The organism is Nocardia sp. NPDC058244, from assembly GCF_042882065.1.
Lineage (GTDB): Bacteria > Actinomycetota > Actinomycetes > Mycobacteriales > Mycobacteriaceae > Nocardia.
Genome location: NZ_JBHVWX010000007.1, coordinates 133,924 through 153,288 on the forward strand (window position 1 = coordinate 133,924; position 19,365 = coordinate 153,288).

Annotated in this window: 1 protein-coding gene; it reads left to right on the forward strand. The window is 71.6% G+C overall.

Annotated features, from left to right (window positions below; all coding sequences use genetic code 11):
* The first annotated feature begins 133 nt into the window (after positions 1–133).
* Complete coding sequence (locus ACFVW6_RS22880) at positions 134–19,360, forward strand: hypothetical protein (RefSeq protein WP_378829600.1); 19,227 nt, start codon at positions 134–136, stop codon at positions 19,358–19,360.
* The last annotated feature ends 5 nt before the right edge of the window (positions 19,361–19,365 follow it).

The following is a 19,365-nucleotide window of genomic DNA, read 5'->3' on the forward strand; positions in this document are numbered from 1 at the left end:
TGTGGTGTGCTCGATCCGGCACCACTGCGGAGGGATGAGGGGCGATGGCGACGTTCACGGACTCGAGCTGGTGACGTAGCCCTCCATGATCGATCTGCCGTCCGGGCTGCACTGGCTCTCGATTCTCGCTGGCATGGAATGGCCAGAAGGCAATGAAGACGAGATGTGGGCCATGGCCGAGGACTGGCGCACGGCCGCCGACAGTCTTCGTGGTCTCGTCGACGACATCGATGCCGCCAAAGACGCTGCGTTCAAGGCGTATCCGCAAGGCGAGGGTGTCGACGACATGCTCAAGGCCTTCGAGGGGATGGCCCGCGGCGATCAGTCGGTGACCAAGCTCGCCGAATTGTTCGACATCCTCGGTGATTCGGTCTATCAGACCGGCACCGAGATCGAATACACGAAGATCATGTTCCTGTCCTCGCTGGGCTTGCTGGCGCTGGAAATCGCTGCGGCGTGGATCTTTCCGCCGACGGCGCCCGCGGTGGAGGCGGCCGCGATCGCGGCGACCCGCGTGGTGGCACGGACGATCTTCGGCCGCGTGCTCGCGGCGATTCTGCGCCACGGCGCGAAGGCGGTCATCACCCGCGTCCTGAAGTTCATCGGCCAGCACGTGGCGATCGACACCGCGCTCGGCACCCTGCAGGAACTCGGTGTGCAGCAGTGGCAGGTGGATCAGGGCCACCGCAAGGAGATCGACTGGAACCAGGTGAAGGCCGCGGCGGTCAGCTCCGCCGCGGGTGGTCTGGCGGCCGGTCCGTTCGGCAATTTCCTCGGCAAGCGGCTCGGCGACGGCATGGCGCCGTGGCTCAAGGGCGCGATCACCGGCACCGGCGCCGGTCTGGTCGGCGCGGGCGGCGGCATGCTCGGCCAGTTCGCCTACGACGGCTTCACCCAGGGCTGGGACAAGGCCTGGGACAACCTCAAGACCGCGGCCGCCGACCCGCTCATGTGGAGCGCGGGCGCGACCAACGGCGGTATCTCCGGCCTGAACAAGGCGGGCGCCAACGCCGCGTGGTCCAAGATGAACCCCGGCCTGTTCGAGCGCCCCAGCTTCAGTTCCCGGATACGCGAGGCCATGGGACCCGGCTACGACCTCGGGACGTTCGGGCAGGACAGCAACACCGCGGGCGGTGACGGCTCGACCAACCGTCCCGGCGCCGACGGCGAGAACCGCGCCGGTGCCGACGACGGTGCGACCGGTGCGGGCGGCGACGACGGCGTGCGCGCCGGTGCGGGCGACGACACCATGGACGGCGAAGGCGCGGGCGAGACCAGGGCGGGCGCGGGCGACGACAGCCAGTCCATGCGCCCGGCGGGCGGTACCACGCCGGAGGCCGAGGGCGACGGTCCGACGAACACCGGTGCGGGACAGGCGAATCAGCACGCCGGTGACGACGGGCAGACCGCCTCGGACGGTGGCGGTGCCGGGAGCGGTCGTCAGGAGTCCAAGCCGGAGGTGCAGACCGGGGACATGCAGGCCGGCGACGGCGGGCGTCAGGACGGTGGCAGCCAGGACAGTGGCGCCCGCGCCGAAGGCCCAGAGGCGCAGTCGGATTCGGGGCGCGACACCTCGCGCGCCGGTGAGGCCGACGCGGACGCCGACGGGGCGGGCGTCAACGACGGGACCCGCACCGACGCGCAGTCCGGCGGTCAGCCGGTCACGCAGGCCAACGACACCCACACGGTCAACCGGGACACCACCTCTCAGGTCGGCGCGGCTCCTGCGGCGGGGATGGCCGGAGCGGGCCCGGCGGCCACCGGCGGACCGACCCTGGGGGCGACCGGTCAGGCGCCCGTCACCGGCCAAGCCGCGACGCCCGCGACCGGTCAGCCCGCTGCGACCCCAGCGCAATCACCTTCCACCCCAGCGCAATCAACGCCCGGCCAGCAGGCAACGCCCGGTCAGCAGACGACCCAGGGGCAGGGTGGGCAGCCCGGGGCCCGGCCCGGTGCACCGGATGTCCGCACCGGACTACCCGACGGGACCCAGTCGACTCCGGATAGTCGTTCCGCCACACCGGAAGTCCTCGGGGACAGCGGGACCAACGAGTCGCGAGCCGACACCGACGGTGCGGGCGACACCCGTGCCGACACCGAAAGCCGCGCGGGCGCAGCCGAACCGCGCGGCGGTGCCGGTCTCGCCGACACCCCGCTCCAGGGTCTGCACGCCGCGCCCGGTGAGGCGCCGCCGGTCCGATCGGAAGCGGAGACGACCGCCGAGCCGGTCCGCGCCGGGGAATCCGAGGTGCGGGCGGATCCGCTCGCCGATATTGCGCCGGTCGTGCCGATCGTCGGCGATTCGGCAGCGAGCCCGGCCCGACCGGACGCGAGCCGCCCCGGCCGCGCGGGCACCGACGACACCGCCCGCGATCGCGCCGACGGCGGCGACGACCGCAGGCAGCCGCAGCCCGACGACAACGACAGCGGACCGGTCTACGACGCCCGGCTGCCCAATGGCCAGGGCGTCGTCCACCACCCCGACGGGACCGCGATCGGCGAGGACGCGCGCACCCACCGCGTGAGCAACAACGTCCGCAACGACGGCGCCCACGACGTGGTGGTGCACGGCCGCCGCGACGGCTCGGTCACCCCGAGCAACGGCGACGCGGTCCACCCGCAGGACATCGTCGACGCGATCCGCTCGAATCCGAATTACGTGCCGGGCACTCCCATTCGACTGCTGTCCTGCCACGCGGGCAATGCCAACGGCTGGGCCCAGTACATCGCCGATCAGCTCGGCGTCGACGTCACCGCGCCCACCGACCGGGTCGGTGTGAAGAACGAGCCCGACTCCGTTCCGGTGATCGATCGCGGCGGCAAGTGGCGCACGTTCAGCCCGGAATCGGCCACCGTGCCCGACGACATCTCCTCGCTGCGCCCGGATTCCGACCCGAGCGATCCGAGCGACCTCGACACCCTCGACGGTGACGGGCCACCGCTGGATCGCGACCTGGTCGACTTCATGAGCGACGACGACTCGTCGACCCGCCCCGCCGCCATGTCGTTCCTGACCCCCGAGGTCGGGACCGCCAACGCGCCGTTCAGCCGCACACCCGGCGTGGACGCGCATCTGCTCGGCGTGCTGGACATGAACGACCCGATGGTGCAGACCGCGGGCGATCCGCCCCGGATCACCCATGTGGGCGGGGAACCGATCGACGAGTTCTCGCACCGGCTCAGCGAGGAGCGGGGCCGAGCGTTCGTCGACGCGTCTACCCAGGATGCGGCCCTGGTCGCCGAATACGAGCAGCACAAAGCCCAGCAGAAGGCGCTGGAAGCCGAGAAGGCCGCGGCGGGCCGTGCGGTGCGCGATGCGGCCATCGCGCTCAAGGAAGCCCAGAACGCGCGAGACCGCGGTGCCGAGGACGGCGAGCAGCTGGTCCGCAGCGCGCAGGAGGACTTGGCGGCGGCCAAGGACAATGCCAAGGCGGCCAAGGCCGCCCTGGACAACTTCATCGCCGCCGACAAGGCCGAAGCCGAGGCAGGCAATTCGCCCGCCAAGCGCCTGGAGAAGGCCGAGGCCAACCGGCTTCCCGCCGCCCGGCGCGGCCACGTCTCGTCGATCACCATCGACCGCCTCACCGGTCGCGTGTACGAGGCCGCCAACGGCACCTCCGACCAGCGCATCCACCCGTCCGAGCTGCATCCGACGTTGCACGACAACGTCTCCCAGTACCAGGACCCCACGGACGTCTACCACAACGGCGGCGACCCGAGGTTCTTCCCGCACACCGACAATCCGCTCGGACATGCCGAGATCCGCGGCACCAATGCCGCGCTGCACGATCGGGAACTGCTCAACCAGCAACGCGATCCGGGCGACCAGCTGCCGACCGACTTCGACGGCTTGGCCTCCATCCTCAACTCGCCCTACGTTCCGAGCCGGGACGCCGAGGCGCCCTGCTGCGCCAACTGCACCCGGGTGGTGCAGGGCACCGAGAGCACCGCGGGCCACATCATCGACGAGGGCGCTCCGCGCGTCGACCCGATCCGGCACGTCGACATCGAACGGGCCGCCGGCGAGGGCAACATCATCGAGCCACGGCTCGTGTCGCCGGAGTACCCCCCGGATATGGACTTCATGGGCGACGACGACGATGCCGGCCCGACTCCCGCCGCCGGTGATCCGGTGCCGCCCGGGATGGTCCGTGGGGACGACGGGCTGCTGCATCGGCCGGGGGACCGAACGGACAGCTACCGCGAACCGGACGGCACCTGGCACCACGTCGATGATCCGGCGGATACCTTCCGGGACAAGCGCTTCCGGCTGCAGAACGACACCGGTGGCTTCTACCGAGGCGACGACGACCCGCTCGCGGGCGTCGACTACGAGTACAAGGTGCAGAAGGGCGACAGCGATCCGCACACCATGCAGGATCCCGACCGTGCCGACGAGCTGAAGGAGGCGTCGGACAAGCGGCTCGAGCTGCAGACGCAGCGGGACAAACAACGGGTGAAGCTCGACCGTCTGATGGCCGAGTTCGGAGTCACTGCCCGCAACGATCTGGCGCCGGACAAGGTGGCGAGCAAGATCGCCGAGCTGTCCGACGCGGTCGACAACGATGCGACGCTGTCCCAGGCCGAGAAGGACGCCAAGGCGGCGAAGCTGCTCTCCCTGCAGTCGACGGCGAACAAGTACTTCACGATGGGCGTGAAGATGGTCGCCCTGTCCAAGCTGCTCGGGGAGACCGCCGGACTCGACTACGCGCTGAGCCGGCCCGGCGCGATCCTGCTCACTCCGTTCATCGGCGCCTTCGACGGGGCGGGTGTCGTCGACATGGCCTCGATCGTGCCGCCGACCCGTCCCGGCGACCCGCCGACCCTGCTCGTGGTGGAGGCCAAGGGTGTCGGTGCCACGCTCGGCGGGTCGAAAATCGCTCGGGCGGAGCAGGGTTCGCCGGAGTACCTGCGACGGACGCTCGACATGGATCAGAATCTGCGGCGCATTCTCAACGAGACGCCCGAGCAGATGCGCGCGCGGGGGATCGACCCCGACACTCCTGAGGGCCGGGCGTTCCGCCGAGCGGTGGCGGAGCTGCTCGCGGCCCGCGAGAACGGGACACTGAAGGTCGAATACAAGCTGGTGCACGCCACGGCGAAGGGCGAGGTGAGCGTCACCGACCTGCGGCTGGTCCGGGACGGCATCGATGTGCTTGCCGATGTGCCGCTGCCTGTCGACCCGGACACGCTCACTCGCCTCGCCGCCGACGACTCGATCGACTACATGGGCGACGAGGACGGTGAAACACGGAACCGCACACCCGATTTCGCCGATCCCGAACCGCCGCAGCGGGAGGTGCGGGTCGAGCTCGGGGACAACGGGGAAGTCGTCGCGCTGCATGTGCGACTGGACGACGGGCAGTGGGTGGTCGCGCGCACCGACGGTGACGAGGGGCCGGAGCACGCCCCGGCACGGCGCGACGACATTCCGGAGGTCGATACCCGGAGTACCCTGCGGCGCTTGGTCAATCAGCTCAATGCCGGCTACGAAGGGTTGAATCTCAAGTACCCGTCGGGGTCGGGGCTCGACGGTAGAGGCCAGACCGCGATTCGCGACGGTGTGGCCGGTGGCGTGCACCTGGTGACCGATCCGCCCGCGCCGGCCCCGGCCCCCGCGCCGCCCCCGGTCGACGGTCCGGTGGCCAGCGCGCCGCCCGCTGGTGCGGGCGATCCCGCGCTGAATGTGGCCAGGATCGGCAAGGAAGGCCTGACGATCTGGCACAACCGGGAGCACCTGCCGGTCATCGGCGGGATGCTGGGCCGCCAGGCGGACGTGGCCGGTGACTATCGCCCGGTGTACTTCCCCGACGGCACCGAGTACCGGCCGTGGATCAGCGACGCCGATCCGAACGCCGTGCGCGAGACCGTCGTCAGCGAGCTGCGGGCGAACCGGATGGAGCCCGACGAGGTCCGCGATGTCCTGAAGGAGCTGTTCGACGCCGCCCGGGATCCGCAGCTGCGCCAGGACCTGATCGACGATCTGGAATTCAACGGCCTCATCGATGCCGACGAAGCGCGGGTCATGGAGGAGACGCCGCCGACCGCGCCCGACCCGACGCCGGAGCAGCAGGGGCCGCCGCCCGAGGGCGAGACGCTGGCCGAGATGGCCGAGCGGCTCGGTATCGAGCTCGACGGCGACGGACCGGAAGACCTGCGCCGGGCGATCGACCGCCAGAGCCACCGGCTGCTGCGGGAGGTCGGCGCGATCGAGGGGCTGGCCGACGCGGCCCGGCGGGCCGACGAGGAGCAGAGCAGGCCCTACCGGCGGGCCGACCATCCCGCCGATCCCGCGCCCGCGCCCGACGACCGGTCGGTCGCCGGCCCGGACCGGCTGCGCGAAGTGGAGTCGGGCGAGCCGCGCGAGGACACCGACGACTTCGACGACTTCGACGACGAGCCCACCGGGGCGGAACCCCGGAGTCACTGGGGCGACACCAGCGCGCCGCGCCCGGTGCCGTTCTCGCGGGAGGTCAGCTTCCTCGACAAGGATCCGCTCGGCCGGTTCCTGCGCGACCTGATCGTCGCCTTCGAGGGCGTCACCGCGCTGCGGGACTACGACCGGGTCGGCAACGGCGCCGACCGGCTGCCCGAATGGGCCAGCTTCTCCGACGACCGGGAACCGGGGCGCGACGAGGCGCGGGCCCGCGAGTTCTTCGAGCACGCGCTGCGCCGCGACCAGCTGCGCGACGAATTGTCCAGCTGGGCAGCGATGTTCGGCCGTGATCTGAGCGATCTGTCCGGCGACCGGATGGAACCGACGCTGAACGAGCTGCGCGACTCCGCGCGGCAGCGGGCCCAGAACCTCGCCGATTTCATCGCGGCAGCGCAGCCGGTCCTGCAGGCCGACGGTGCGGAACCGGTCGGCAGGTCCTACGGCGACCAGGTCGCCCGGGTGCCCGACGCCGACGGCGGACCCGACCGGCTGCTCGTGGTCGACGGCGCGCTCGACCGCGAGGAGGCGCTGGCCCGCGCGCTGCGGGACAACCCGGAGCTGGCCGTCGACATCGACAACGGGCGGCTGAAGCCGGACTTCCGGGCGGTGCACGCCGACGGCACGGGCAGGCAGTTCCTCGATCCGGTGGCCACCCCGGAGGTGCAGCACATCCGCCGCACCGTGGACGGCGCCGAACTGCAGGTGACGATGCTGCGCGACGAGGACGGGCAGTGGCGGCCGGTGCAGCCGGCGCCCGAACCGCCGCCCGCACCGCGCGACCGCGCCGACATGGTGCGCGAGATCGTCGACCTGGCCCGGCAGCTGAACCTCGGCCCGGCCGCGCTGCACCCGGACAATATCGACGCCACCATCCGCGCACTGCACCTGGACAACGCGGTGCGCGCCGGGCAGACCGAGGCACTGGCCGACTACGCCCGCACGATGGCCGACATCGAGACCTTCCATCTGATCGGGGACGCGCGCGGACAGCTGGCCACGCGCCTCGGGATCCCGGAGGGCGAGCTCACGCCGCGCCGGATCGCCGAGGCACTGACCAATCCGAAGCAGCGGCGCGGAATTCGCCAGCAGCAGTTCGAGGACCTGCTCGACGGGCAGCAGCGCGACCCGAGCAAGACCGCCGGCTACTCCCAGCAGCTGCGCAATGTCGACGCGGCCACGGTGAAAGCCGCGCAGGAAGCCCTGATCCGGGCGCTGAGCCCGGACAATCCGGACCGGCTGCGGCCGGTTGTCGCGACGATCGACCGCTTCGGCAAGCCGACGTACGGACCCGCCGACAGCGGAATCGATCCGACCAAGCTCCGCAAGCTCGTCACGCGGCTGAACCGGTTGGGCGCGGGCGATTTCGCGCGGGACGCGCTCGCCGCGTACGCCGACGCGCTGCTGCGCACCGATCCGTACACCGACCATCCGGCGGGCACCATGGCGCGCGATCCGCGCACCACCGGTGATCCGCACATCTACGACCTCGACGCGATCCACGGGCTGCGCGCGGCGGCCGACGCGGCCGAGCCGGGCGCAGGCCCGGTCGATCTCGCCGCGCAGATCGCCGACAATGTCGCCCGCTCCTATGGCGCCGACCAGCCCGTCGGCCCGGATGATCCACGCCCGCAGCCGAATCGGGACTGGGCCCGATTGGTCGGCGTCGACGTGTCCACCGCCGACGACGCGAAGTTCGTCGAGATCTACGAGGCCTACCGCGACGGCAAGATCGAAAAGCACGAGGGCCTCAGCCCGGAGAAGCTGGCGGCCGAGATCGCCGCGATCCGCGAGGAGATCCGGCTCAGGACCGAGCAGCTCGAGCGGCTGAAGGCACTGGCCGACGAGTTCTACCGGCCGGTCGCCGATCTGCCGCCCGCCGATTCCCCCTCGGCCAGGCCGCACGGGGGCGCCGATCCCGACGCGCTGCCGGGCGGGCCGCGTGAGCTGCCCGCAGGGGCCCCGCCGGTGGATGGTTCGCAACCGCCTGGGAAGCAACCGGATTCGGGCACCGACCCGGACGCCGGGCTGCCGCCGGAACGCGGTGCCGACCTCGACGACCGGGCCGACGCGAAGCTCGACCAGACCATGCGCAAGCTGGACGAGGTCGCCGACGAGCTGGCCGAACCGATCGCCTCGCTGGACGATCTGGTCGGGCCCGGCGAGCCCGTCGACCCGCTGGCGCGGATCGACGAAGCCGTCGAGCGCCAGAACCGGCTCGCCGATCAGGCCGATCAGCGGCGGGCCGACCAGGCCGACGCCGCCCTGGACGACTCGCTGCGCGAGCTCGACGCCGTCGACGAGGATCTGGCCGCGCTCCAGTCGTATCTGCGCGCCCAGCGGGAGTTCGACGCCGCGCAGGCCGAGATCGCCTCCCGGTTCGAGGAATTGGCGGCCCAGGACGCCCAGGCCGCCGCGCGGCGGGGCGAGGACACCGACCCCGACTTCGCGGTGCGCGCCGCCGATCTGGCCGCGCTCGAGTCCTATCTCGCGGCCCAGCAGAAGTTCGACGCCTTGCGCGCCGAGCTGGCGGAGGCGGCGCAGGTCCGCCAGGAGGACCTCGACGCGGCGGCTCTCGCCGACCAGCAGGCGCTGGAGTCCTATCTGCGGGCGCAGCAGGAATTCGACGCCGCCCGTGCGGAAATGGCGGCCAGGTTCGCTGCCGCGGTGGAACGGCAGGGTGCGCCCGAGCCGGTCGGCGACGGGGCTGCCGAGGCCGACAGTTCTCCCGGCGACGACGGAACGCGTCGTGGGACTTCCGACGACGACATCCGCTCGCCAAACGACGACGGCGACGGCGACCCGCCCGCACCGTCGGCCGCGCCCGCCGGTCCGCCGTCCAAGCCGCCGTCGCGTCCGCCGACGGCCCCGAGCCCGGAACCCGAGGAGCCGTCGCGTCCGCCGACGACCACGGAAACCCAGGAGCCGTCGAGGGGTTCGTCGCGGTTCGACTTCGGCGTCCCGAAGCCACCGGCCGAACTGGCGGTACCGGGGGAGTCCGCGGCCGTCCTGCCCGACGCCGACTCGCCCACGCCCGGTGACCGGCCGGACCGTGCCCAGCAGCGCAGCGATTTCCTCGACGACGTGCATCAGTTCCTCCAGGAGCTGAGCGACCTGCCACCGTCGGCGCACGCCGACGCGCCGCCGTTGACCCCGGAGCAGGCCGAGCAGGTGCGCAGGCTCGCCGAGGCGCTGGGTCTGGGTGACGCGCTCACGGGTCAGCGTGATCCTCTCGGCGCGCTGGCCGAGATCGCCGATATGGCCAGGGCGCGCGGATTCCTGGACAGCGCTCTGGATCCCGATGCCGAACTCGGGCGTCCCATGCGCTACCCCGACGACTACGAACCGCTCGACGCCGACGAACTGCAGGACGGTCTCGACCAGTGGCGGGTCGAGGGTGATCCCGCCGACCGTGCCACGATCGCCGACGACCTGCGCCGGGCCGGGCTGGCGGACGACTCCCGGCCGTCTCTGGGCACCGAGCCGGATGCGGCCGCGCAGCCGTTGCGCCCGTCCGCGATCCTGCCGCCGGACGACGGCGCGCAACGACCGGGTGGCCCACGCCTCGAGCCCGCCCAGCAGGCGCTGGACCGGCTGGCGGCCCGGTTCGGGGTCGATCCCACCGATTCCGGTTCGCTCGACGCCGCGCGCTATCGGCAGCTGCTGCGCGCCGGTGCGGTCGAGGCGTTCGCCTCGGCGGTGCGCCACGCCGAGGCGGCGACCGATCCACAGCAACGGGCACAGCGGGAAGCCGTCGCACGACGCTGGGCCGCTCGGCTCGGGCTGCCCGCCGACCCGGGGCTCACCCGCGCCGCCGACGACATCAACCGGCTGCGCGCCGGGGTGACGCGCGACGCGAGCGACCTCGCCCACCTGGATCATCTGCTGCAAGCCGAGCTCGGCGACCGGGTGCTCTCGCTCGACATCGACGGCGAGAAGATCCTGGTGCGGCTCGTGGTCGACGGGCCAGACAGCTGGCATCTGGAACCCATCGCGCATCCCGAGCCGGCGCCGCGCACGCGGACCACCGAGCAGGCGGTCGAGGTGCCGCCGAAGAAGAACTGGCTGCGCAGGCTCTGGGACCGGATCGCCAATCGTGGCTACTACGGCGACAACCCGAAGTACCCCTCCGGTTCCAGCCAGGACAGCGCGGGACAGTCGCTGCTCGGCCACCAGGCCGGGTTGCCGCTGACCACGGTGAAGGACGCGACGCCCGACGCGCCCGGCGGCGAATACGACCAGCTCCAGATCAAGTTCAACCCCGTACGCATCCTCAAAGAGGGCGTGTACATGTGGCAGAACCGCGAGCTGGTGCCGATTCTCAAGCACCTGTCCTCGCGGATCGCCGACCAGGCGGGCGAGTTCCTGCCGCTACGCAATCTCGACGGCACCGAGTACAAGCCGTGGATCTCCGACGCCGATCCGGAGCTGCGTCGCCAGATCGAGCAGGATCTGCGCGATGCCGGGCTCGAGCATCTGCTGGAACCGGAAAGCCTGACGCCCGCCGAACTGGCCGCGCGGGAGACGAAGGCGCTGCCGGAATCCGATGAGCCGGTCCAGATCTCGCGTGACGGCGAGGAAGTGCCCGCGGTCGCCGAACCGCTGCCGCCGTGGTTGCGCGAGGTGGTCGACGCCGTCAACGACCGGATCTCCGACGCGACCGTCCTCGAGGCACTCGCGCACGAACTCGGTGTGCGGATCACCGATTTCAGCGAGGAAGGACTGCGCAAGGCGCTGGCCGAGGCCGAGTACCGGCTGTTGCGCCGCGACGGTGTGATCCAGGCTCTGGAAGCGGCCGCGCGGTTCTTCAACCAGGAGAACGCGGATATCCCGTTCCGGCCCGCCAACTTCCACAGCAAGGACCCGCTGGGCGCCTACCTGAAGGAAGTCGTCGCGGCCAGGGGCGAGCAGTTCGACTTCAACATGCTGAACTGGCGCGGCGTGAACAACGGCGGCGAGTGGGTCAACCCGTGGGGCGACCTCTCCGACGACGGCGACGGACCGACCGTCCACGCCGAGGACGCCCGCAAGATCTTCGACGACGCGCTGCGCCGGGCCGGACTGCGGGACGAGCGGTCGACGTGGGCGCATCTGGCCGGTGCCGATCTGGAAGCGCTGGTGCGCAACCTCGACGGCGAGATCGCCCAGCTGCGCGGGCAACTCGACGACAACATCGGACGGCTGGGTGAATTCACCCGGCGAGTAGCCGATTTCACTGCCGCGGATACCGGCGATCGACTGGTCGTCGATACCGAGAACGGCAAGATTGCCATCGTCGATACCGGCGCCGGGCACGAGGCCGCGCTGGCGCGGGCCTTGGCCGAGGCCGACGGGGACTTCATCGATCGGCTCAATCGCGGCGAGGTCGAGATCGAGATCCGGGCGGTCGGGATCGACGAGCAGGGCCGCGTGCACCTGCTCGAGATCGACGCTCCGGAGGTGCGGCACCTGCGCACCGAGGTGGACGTGCACACCGTCGACGCGACCATGCTGCGCGACGGGTCCGGTCCGTGGCGGATGGTCGACGCGGCGCCGCGCGCTGCCGAGGCCGAGGCGAACCTGCCCGTCGTGCCGGAGGAGTCGAATCAGCCGGTCCGCGAACCGCGTTCGCTGGCCGAGGTGCGCGCCGACATCGCCGAGGTCGCCGGGCGGCTCGGGATCGACGACCCGTCGACCCTGCCGGGGGACCGGCTGAACAGCCTGCTCGCCGAGCTGGAGCGGGCCAATCAGGTGCGGGCCAGGCAGGTCGAGGGCCTGGTCGACTACGCGCGCAGCGCCGACGCGATCGACAACTTCAACGCCCTGCACAATGCGCGCAGCGCGCTGGCACTGCGCTTCGGCGTGCCGCCCGAGGCGCTCACGCCGGAGGTGATCGCCCGCGGGCTCGCCGATCCCGGCACCCGGGTGGAGCTGCACCGGCAGCGGTCGGCGAACCTCACCGACTACGCGAAGCTGCTGCGTGCGTTCGACTCGGCGGCGGTCGATGCGGCACGTGACGCACTCGCACCGCACCTCGGGCTGCCGCGCGGTGGCCTGCCGCTGGACGCGGCGGCACTGGCCGAGGCACTGTCGAACCGGGCCGCACGCGGCGATCTCGACGATCTGACCGGCCCGCTCGCCGACTACGTGCGGGCGCTGGCGAAGATCGATCCCTACGCCGACGACCTGGTCTACAACCCCGAGACCGATCCGCGCGCGATGGGCGACGATCCGCCGGTGCACGACCGCGACGCCTTGGACTTCCTGCGGGAAGTCGGCGCCGACGATCTCACCGACCGGTCGCCGCTGCCGCCCGCGCCCGAGGACGCGGTTCCCGGTCCGAGCCGCGATCACGCCCGGCTGCTCGGCGTCGATCTGACCGGTGCCGACGACGAGCGCGTGGCGCAGGTCTACGAGTGGTTCCGCGACGGCCGCATCGACAAGCACGAACGCCTCACCCTCGAACAGCTCGCGCAGGTGCACGCGGAGATCCGCGACGAGATCCGGCAGCGCGCGGCCGATATCGCCCGGTTGCGGGAGCTGCTCACCGAACCGTTCGTCACCGATCCCGAGCTGGGTGGCGCGGACCGGCACGTGCTCGAACGCCCGGACGGTGTCCCGGGGGCACCGCCGCCCAGTCCGACCCCGACCGTCCACGGCTCGCCGGCGCGGGCCGGATTACCCGCCGGTCCGGTCGCCGAGGGTGACCCGGCGACTCCCGCCGACGATTCAGCGAACCCGCCGCCCGCGCGAAACACCGAGCGGGACCTCCACGGCGACGCGAGCGTGCCCGCCGACCGCGAGGCGAACGGGACCGACGATGGTCCCGAATCGCGGGGCGACGACGATCCGGGTGATCCGCCCGCGCCGCGACCCGCCCCCGGCGGTCCGCCGTCGAAGCCGCCCGCGCATCCGCCGACCGCGCTGAGCCCGGAACCCGAAGAACCGTCGAAGACTTCGTCGCCGTTCGACCGGGGGATTCCGCAGGCGCCCGCCGAACTCGCCGTACCCGATGCCGCCGGGCTGGATCGGCCGGGCGCCGACGCGCCCGCCGATCCGCCGGGCCGTGCCGAACAGCGCGATGTCCGGATCGACGATGTGCGGCAGTTCCTGCGTGACCTCGGTGATCTGCCGCCGTCGACCCACGCCGACGCCCCGCCGCTGACGCCGGAGCAGGCCGAGCAGGTGCGCAGGCTCGCCGAGGCGCTGGGTCTGGGTGACGCGCTCACGGGTCAGCGTGATCCTCTCGGCGCGCTGGCCGAGATCGCCGACATGGCCAGGGCGCGCGGATTCCTGGACAGCGCACTGGATCCCGACGCCGCACTGGGCGCGCCGATGCGCTACCCGGACGACTACGCGCCGCTGAACCTGGATCAGCTCCAGGACGGTGTCGACCAGTGGCGGGTCGAGGGCGATCCCGAGGTCCGCGCCGAGGTCGCCGACGACCTGCGCCGGGCCGGGCTCGAGGACGACTCCCGGCCGTCGCTCGGTACCGAGCCGGAACCGAACCCGCAGGCCCAGCCGCTGCACCCCACCGCGATCCTGCCGCCCGCCGACGGCACCCAGCAGCCGGGCGGGCCGCGGATGGAGCCTGCCCAGCAGGCACTGGACCGGCTGGCCGCGCGGTTCGGCGTCGACCTCACCGATTCCGGTTCCCTCGACGGGGCTCGCTACCGGCAGCTGCTGCGCGCCGGTGCGGTCGAGGCGTTCGCCTCGGCGGTGCGCCATGCCGAGGCGGCGACCGATCCGCGGCAGCGGGCGGTGCGCGAGGCCGTCGCGCGTCGCTGGGCGGCCCGGCTCGGGCTGGCGGCCGATCCCGGTCTCGTCCGCGCCGCCGACGACATCACCCGGTTGCGCGCCGGCGTCACCCGCGACGCCGCCGACCTCGCGCATCTGGATCGGCTGGCGCGCACCGCACTCGACGACCGGATGCTGTCCGTCGATGTCGACGGCGACCAGACGCTGGTCCGGCGGATCGAGGACGGGCCGGACGCCTGGCACCTGGAACCCGTCGCGCGGCCCGAGCCGACGCCGCCGACGCCGCCCGCGGAGAAGGCTGTCGAGACGCCGAAGAAGAACTGGCTGCGCAGGCTCTGGGACCGGATCGCCCACCGTGGCTTCTACGGCGAGAACCCGAAGTACCCGTCCGGGTCGACCCAGGACAGCGCCGCGCTGTCGATGCTCGGCCACAGTGCCGGGCTGCCGCTGACCACGATGAAGGACGCGACCCCGGACGCGCCGGGCGGCGAATACGAACAGCTCCAGCTCAAGTTCAATCCGGTGCGCGTTCTCAAGGAGAGCATCGAGATGTGGCGCAAGCGCGAGCTGGTGCCGATTCTCAAGCATCTGTCCTCGCGAATCGCGAACCAGGCCGGGGAATTCCTGCCGCTGCGCAATCTCGACGGCACCGAGTACAAGCCGTGGATCTCCGATGCCGATCCGGAACTGCGTCGTCGGATCGAGCAGGATCTGCGCGATGCCGGGCTCGAGCACCTGCTCGAACCGGAAAGCCTGACACCGTCGGAGCTGGCCGCGCGGGAAGCACCGGAGCTCACCGAAACCGCTGAGCCGCAGCAGCTGACGGGCGAACCCGAGCAGTCACCCGCGGTCGCCGAGCCGCTGCCACCGTGGTTGCAGGACGTGGTCGACGCGGTGAATCAGCGCATCGCCGACGCCACCGTGCTCGACGCGCTCGCCCGCGAACTCGGCGTGCGGATCACCGATTTCAGCGAGGAGGGCCTGCGCAAGGCACTCGCCGAGGCCGAGTACCGGCTGTTGCGTCGCGACGGTGTGATCCAGGCGCTGGAGGCCGCCGCGCGGTTCTTCAACCAGGAGCACGCGGACATTCCGTTCCGGCCCGCCAACTTCTTCAGTAAGGACCCGCTGGGCGCCTACTTGAAGGAAGTCGTCGCGGCCAGGGGCGACGAGTTCAGCTTCGACATGCTGAACTGGCGCGGGGTGAACAACGGCGGCGAATGGGTCGACATCTGGCCCGATCTGAGCGACGACGGTGGTTCGGGGACCGTCCACGCCGAGGACGCCCGCAAGATCTTCGACGACGCGCTGCGCCGCGCGGGGCTGCGGGACGAGCGCTCGACGTGGGCGCATCTGGCGGGCGCCGATCTGGAAGCGCTGGTCCGGAATCTCGATGCCGAGATCGCCAGGTTGCGTGGGCAACTCGACGACAATGTCGGGGTGCTGGGTGAATTCACCCAGCGGGTAGCCGATTTCGATGCCGGGGACACCGGTGATCGCTTGGTGGTCGATGCCGAGAACGGCACGATCGCGATCGTCGACACGGGTGCCGGGCACGAGGCCGCGCTGGCCAGGGCGCTGGCGGACGCCGACGCGGACTTCATCGACCGGCTCAATCGCGGCGAGGTCGAGGTCCAGATCAGGATCGTCGGCGTCGACGACCAGGGGCGCGTGCGCGTCCTCGAGGTCGACGCTCCGGAGATCCGGCACCTGCGGGGTGTACTGGACGGACGCACCGTCGACGCGACCATGGTGCGGGACGGGTCGGGCCCGTGGAGGATGATCGAGACCCCGCCCCGGCACGCCACGCCGGAGCCGAACCTGCCGGTCGTCGCCGAGGACGCGAATCAGCCGGTGCGGGAACCACGTTCGCTGGCCGAGGTGCGCGCCGAGCTCGCCGAGGTGGCGGGCAGGCTGGGCATCGACGATCCGTCGAATCTGTCGGGCGAGCGCCTGACCGAGCTGCTCGCCGACCTGGAACGGGCCAATCAGGTGCGGGCCAGGCAGCTCGAAGCGGCCGTCGACTACGCGCTCAGCGTCGACGCGGTCGACAACTTCAACGCCCTGCACAATGCGCGCAGCGCGCTGGCGCTGCGGTTCGGCGTCGAGCCGGGCGATCTCGGCCCCGACCTGGTCGCGGACCGGCTCGCCGATCCCGGTACGCGGGTGGAGTTGCACCGCCAGCGCGCCAGGGACCTCACCGACTACGCGAAGCTGTTGCGCGCGTTCGACCCGGCCGCGGTTGATGCGGCACGCGACGCGCTCGCACCGCATCTCGGGTTGCCACGCGGTGGCCTGCCGCTGGATGCCGCCGCGCTGGCCGAGGCGCTGTCGAACCGTGCGGCGCGCGGCGATCTCGACGATCTGACCGGCCCGCTCGCCGACTACGTGCGAGCGCTGGCGAAGATCGATCCCTACGCCGACGATCTGGTCTACAACCCGGAGACGGACCCGCGTGCCGTCGGTGACGATCCGCCGGTGCACGACCGCGACGCCCTGGACTTCCTGCGGGAAGTCGGCGCCGACGATCTCGGCAACCGGTCGCCGCTGCCACCCGCGCCCGGCGACGCCGTCCCCGGTCCCAGCCGCGACCACGCTCGGCTGCTCGGCGCCGACCTCGCCGACGCCGACGACGAGAAGGTCGCGAAGGTCTACGACTGGTTCCGGGACGGCCGCATCGACAAGCACGAGCGCCTCACCCTGGACAAGCTCGCCGAGATCCACGAGCAGATCCGCGACGAGATCCGCCGGGCGGCAGCCGATATCGCCCGCCTGCGGGAGCTGCTCACCGAACCGTTCGTCACCGACCCCGAGCTCGGTGGGCCGGACCGGCCCGGGGTGCACGCACCGGCCGAGGAAGCCCCGGGGCCGAACCGCGATGGATCGCTGACGCCCAGCCCGTCCGTGAACGCTTCGCCGGTACGTCCCGGCCTGCCCGCGGGCCCCGAGAGCCAGCGTCCGACGGAGAATGCCGATCCCGGACAGTCCGCGGGCTCGGAGAATCGTCCTCCGGCGGAGAGCACCGGGTCCGGACAGCCCATGGGCACGGAGAGTCGGCCTCCGGCGGAGCACACTCATCCCGGCCTGTCGGGAGACTCCGCCGAGTCGCGCCCATCCGCTGATCCGGATGGTGTCGCGTCCGAGAATGGTCCGTCTCAGCGCCCGGTGGTGAGCCCGGTGACTGATCCCGGTGATCCTGGTATCGCGAATCCGCCTGCGGGTGAGGGTGTTCGCGGTCTCGTGGTCCGTGATCCGGCCGAGTCCGGGGTGGATGAAGACCGGAGTACCGAGTCGCCGGATTTCGGTGATGGTTCACGTCGACGTCCACCCGCCGATCCGGGTGACGCTGTCAGTCAGGGTGATTCATCGCAGCCGCCGGTCCTGAGGCCCGTGGTCGATCCGGGCGATCCGGGTCTCGCGACGGATCAGCGTGCTGGTGACGGTGTTCGCCGGCCCGCGGCTGGTGATCCTGATGAGCCAGGGTCGAATGCTGGTCGAGGCGTCGATCCGTCGGGTGATGGTTCAAGTCGTCGGTCTTCCGTTCATTCGGATGAGGCTGCGGTCGATGCCGATTCGTCTCGTCCGCCGGTGTTGAGGCCTGTGATCGATCCGGGCGATCCGGGTCTTCCGGCTGATCATCAGGCGGGTTACGGTGTTCGTCGGCCGGTGGTTGGCGGTCCGGATGAGTCCGGAGTCGACGCTGATCGAGGTGCGGATTCGTTCGAGCCTGGTGATGGTTCGCGTCCTCGGCCGCCGGTGGGTGGTGATCCGGATACCGATGGTGGTCGGGACAGGTCCGGTGATTCGGATGCCGATCGGGAAGGTGCGCAGGAACCGGACAAGGGTTTCGATCTGGGTGGGCAGACGCCGCCGCGTACTCCGGACGGGGATCGGCCGGGTGTGGGTCGGCAGTTGCCGGGGTCGGCCTACCGGTCGCACATTCCGCATCCGCCGCACGAGTACGAGGTGGAGCTCGAGGTGCCGCGGTTCGACGCCGTCGAATGGCCGGTGCCCCCACTGGAGTCGACGCCCGAGCCGCCGCGGCCGCCTGAACAGCCGCGCCCGCCCGAGCCGCCGCGTCCGCCCGAACAGCCGCGCCCGCCGTGGCCGCCGAGCCCGCCGGACCGGCCGGATCCGCCGTGCCCACCGGAGGTTCCCGATCCGCCGCGTCCGCCGGTGCCACCGCAGCAGCCGGTGCCACCGCAGCAGCCGGTGCCACCGCAGCAGCCGGTGCCACCGACTCCGCACGAGCCGACGCCCCCCTCGTGGCCGGTTCCGCCGACCCCGCCGATCGGTGGCCCCAACCTGCCGCCTCTCCCGCCGTGGGTGCCCCAACCGCCAGGGCCGGGTCAGCCGTATCCGCCTGGCAGTGGACAGCCGTATCCGCCGGGCAATGGTCAGCCGTACCCACCCGGTAATGGTCAGCCTTTCCCGCCGGGTAGTGGTCAGCCGTACCCACCTGGGAATGGTCAGCCGTCGCCCGGTAGTGGTGAGCCTTTCCCTCCGGGTAGTGGTCAGCCGTATCCGCCTGGCAATGGCCAGCCGTTCCACCCGGGTAATGGTCAGCCGTATCCGCCCGGCAGTGGTGAGCCGTACCCACCTGGGAATGGTCAGCCGTCGCCCGGGAATGGTCAGCCGTATCCGACAGGGAATGGGCAGGGTAACGGGCAATCCGGGGCGCAGCCGGGGGCCGGTTATCCGGCGGGTGGTGCACCGATGTATCCGCCGCCTGCGATGCCGCCGGGTGCGGGGCAGGGTGGTCAGCGCAGGCCGTATCGGCCCGAGTATCAGGCGCCGATCGAGCGGGTGGTGCTGGTCGTGCGTCCGTACGGCAGTGGTGTGCTCGCCGAGTTCGATCCGCGGTCCGGGGCCTTGCGGCCCGCGCCGCCTGGGCACATCGGCGCGGACGGTTTGTACGCCGATCTGGGCGGGGTGACGGTGGTCTTCTACCGGCTCGCCGATCGGCTGATGGTGCAGGTGGGTACGCAGGCGATCGATCTCAGCGGCGCCGCGCAGGTGGGCTGGGAGCGCTCGCCGCAGCGGATGACGCGGTTCACCGTCGCGGTGGGCGGCAGGCCGATGGGCGAGCTGATCTACCGCGCGCTCCCACCGGAACTGGACCTCGGCCTGCTGATCCGTAACGTAGTTGCCGATCCGGCCAGCCGGATGACAATGTTCAGCGACAGAGCCTGACCGAT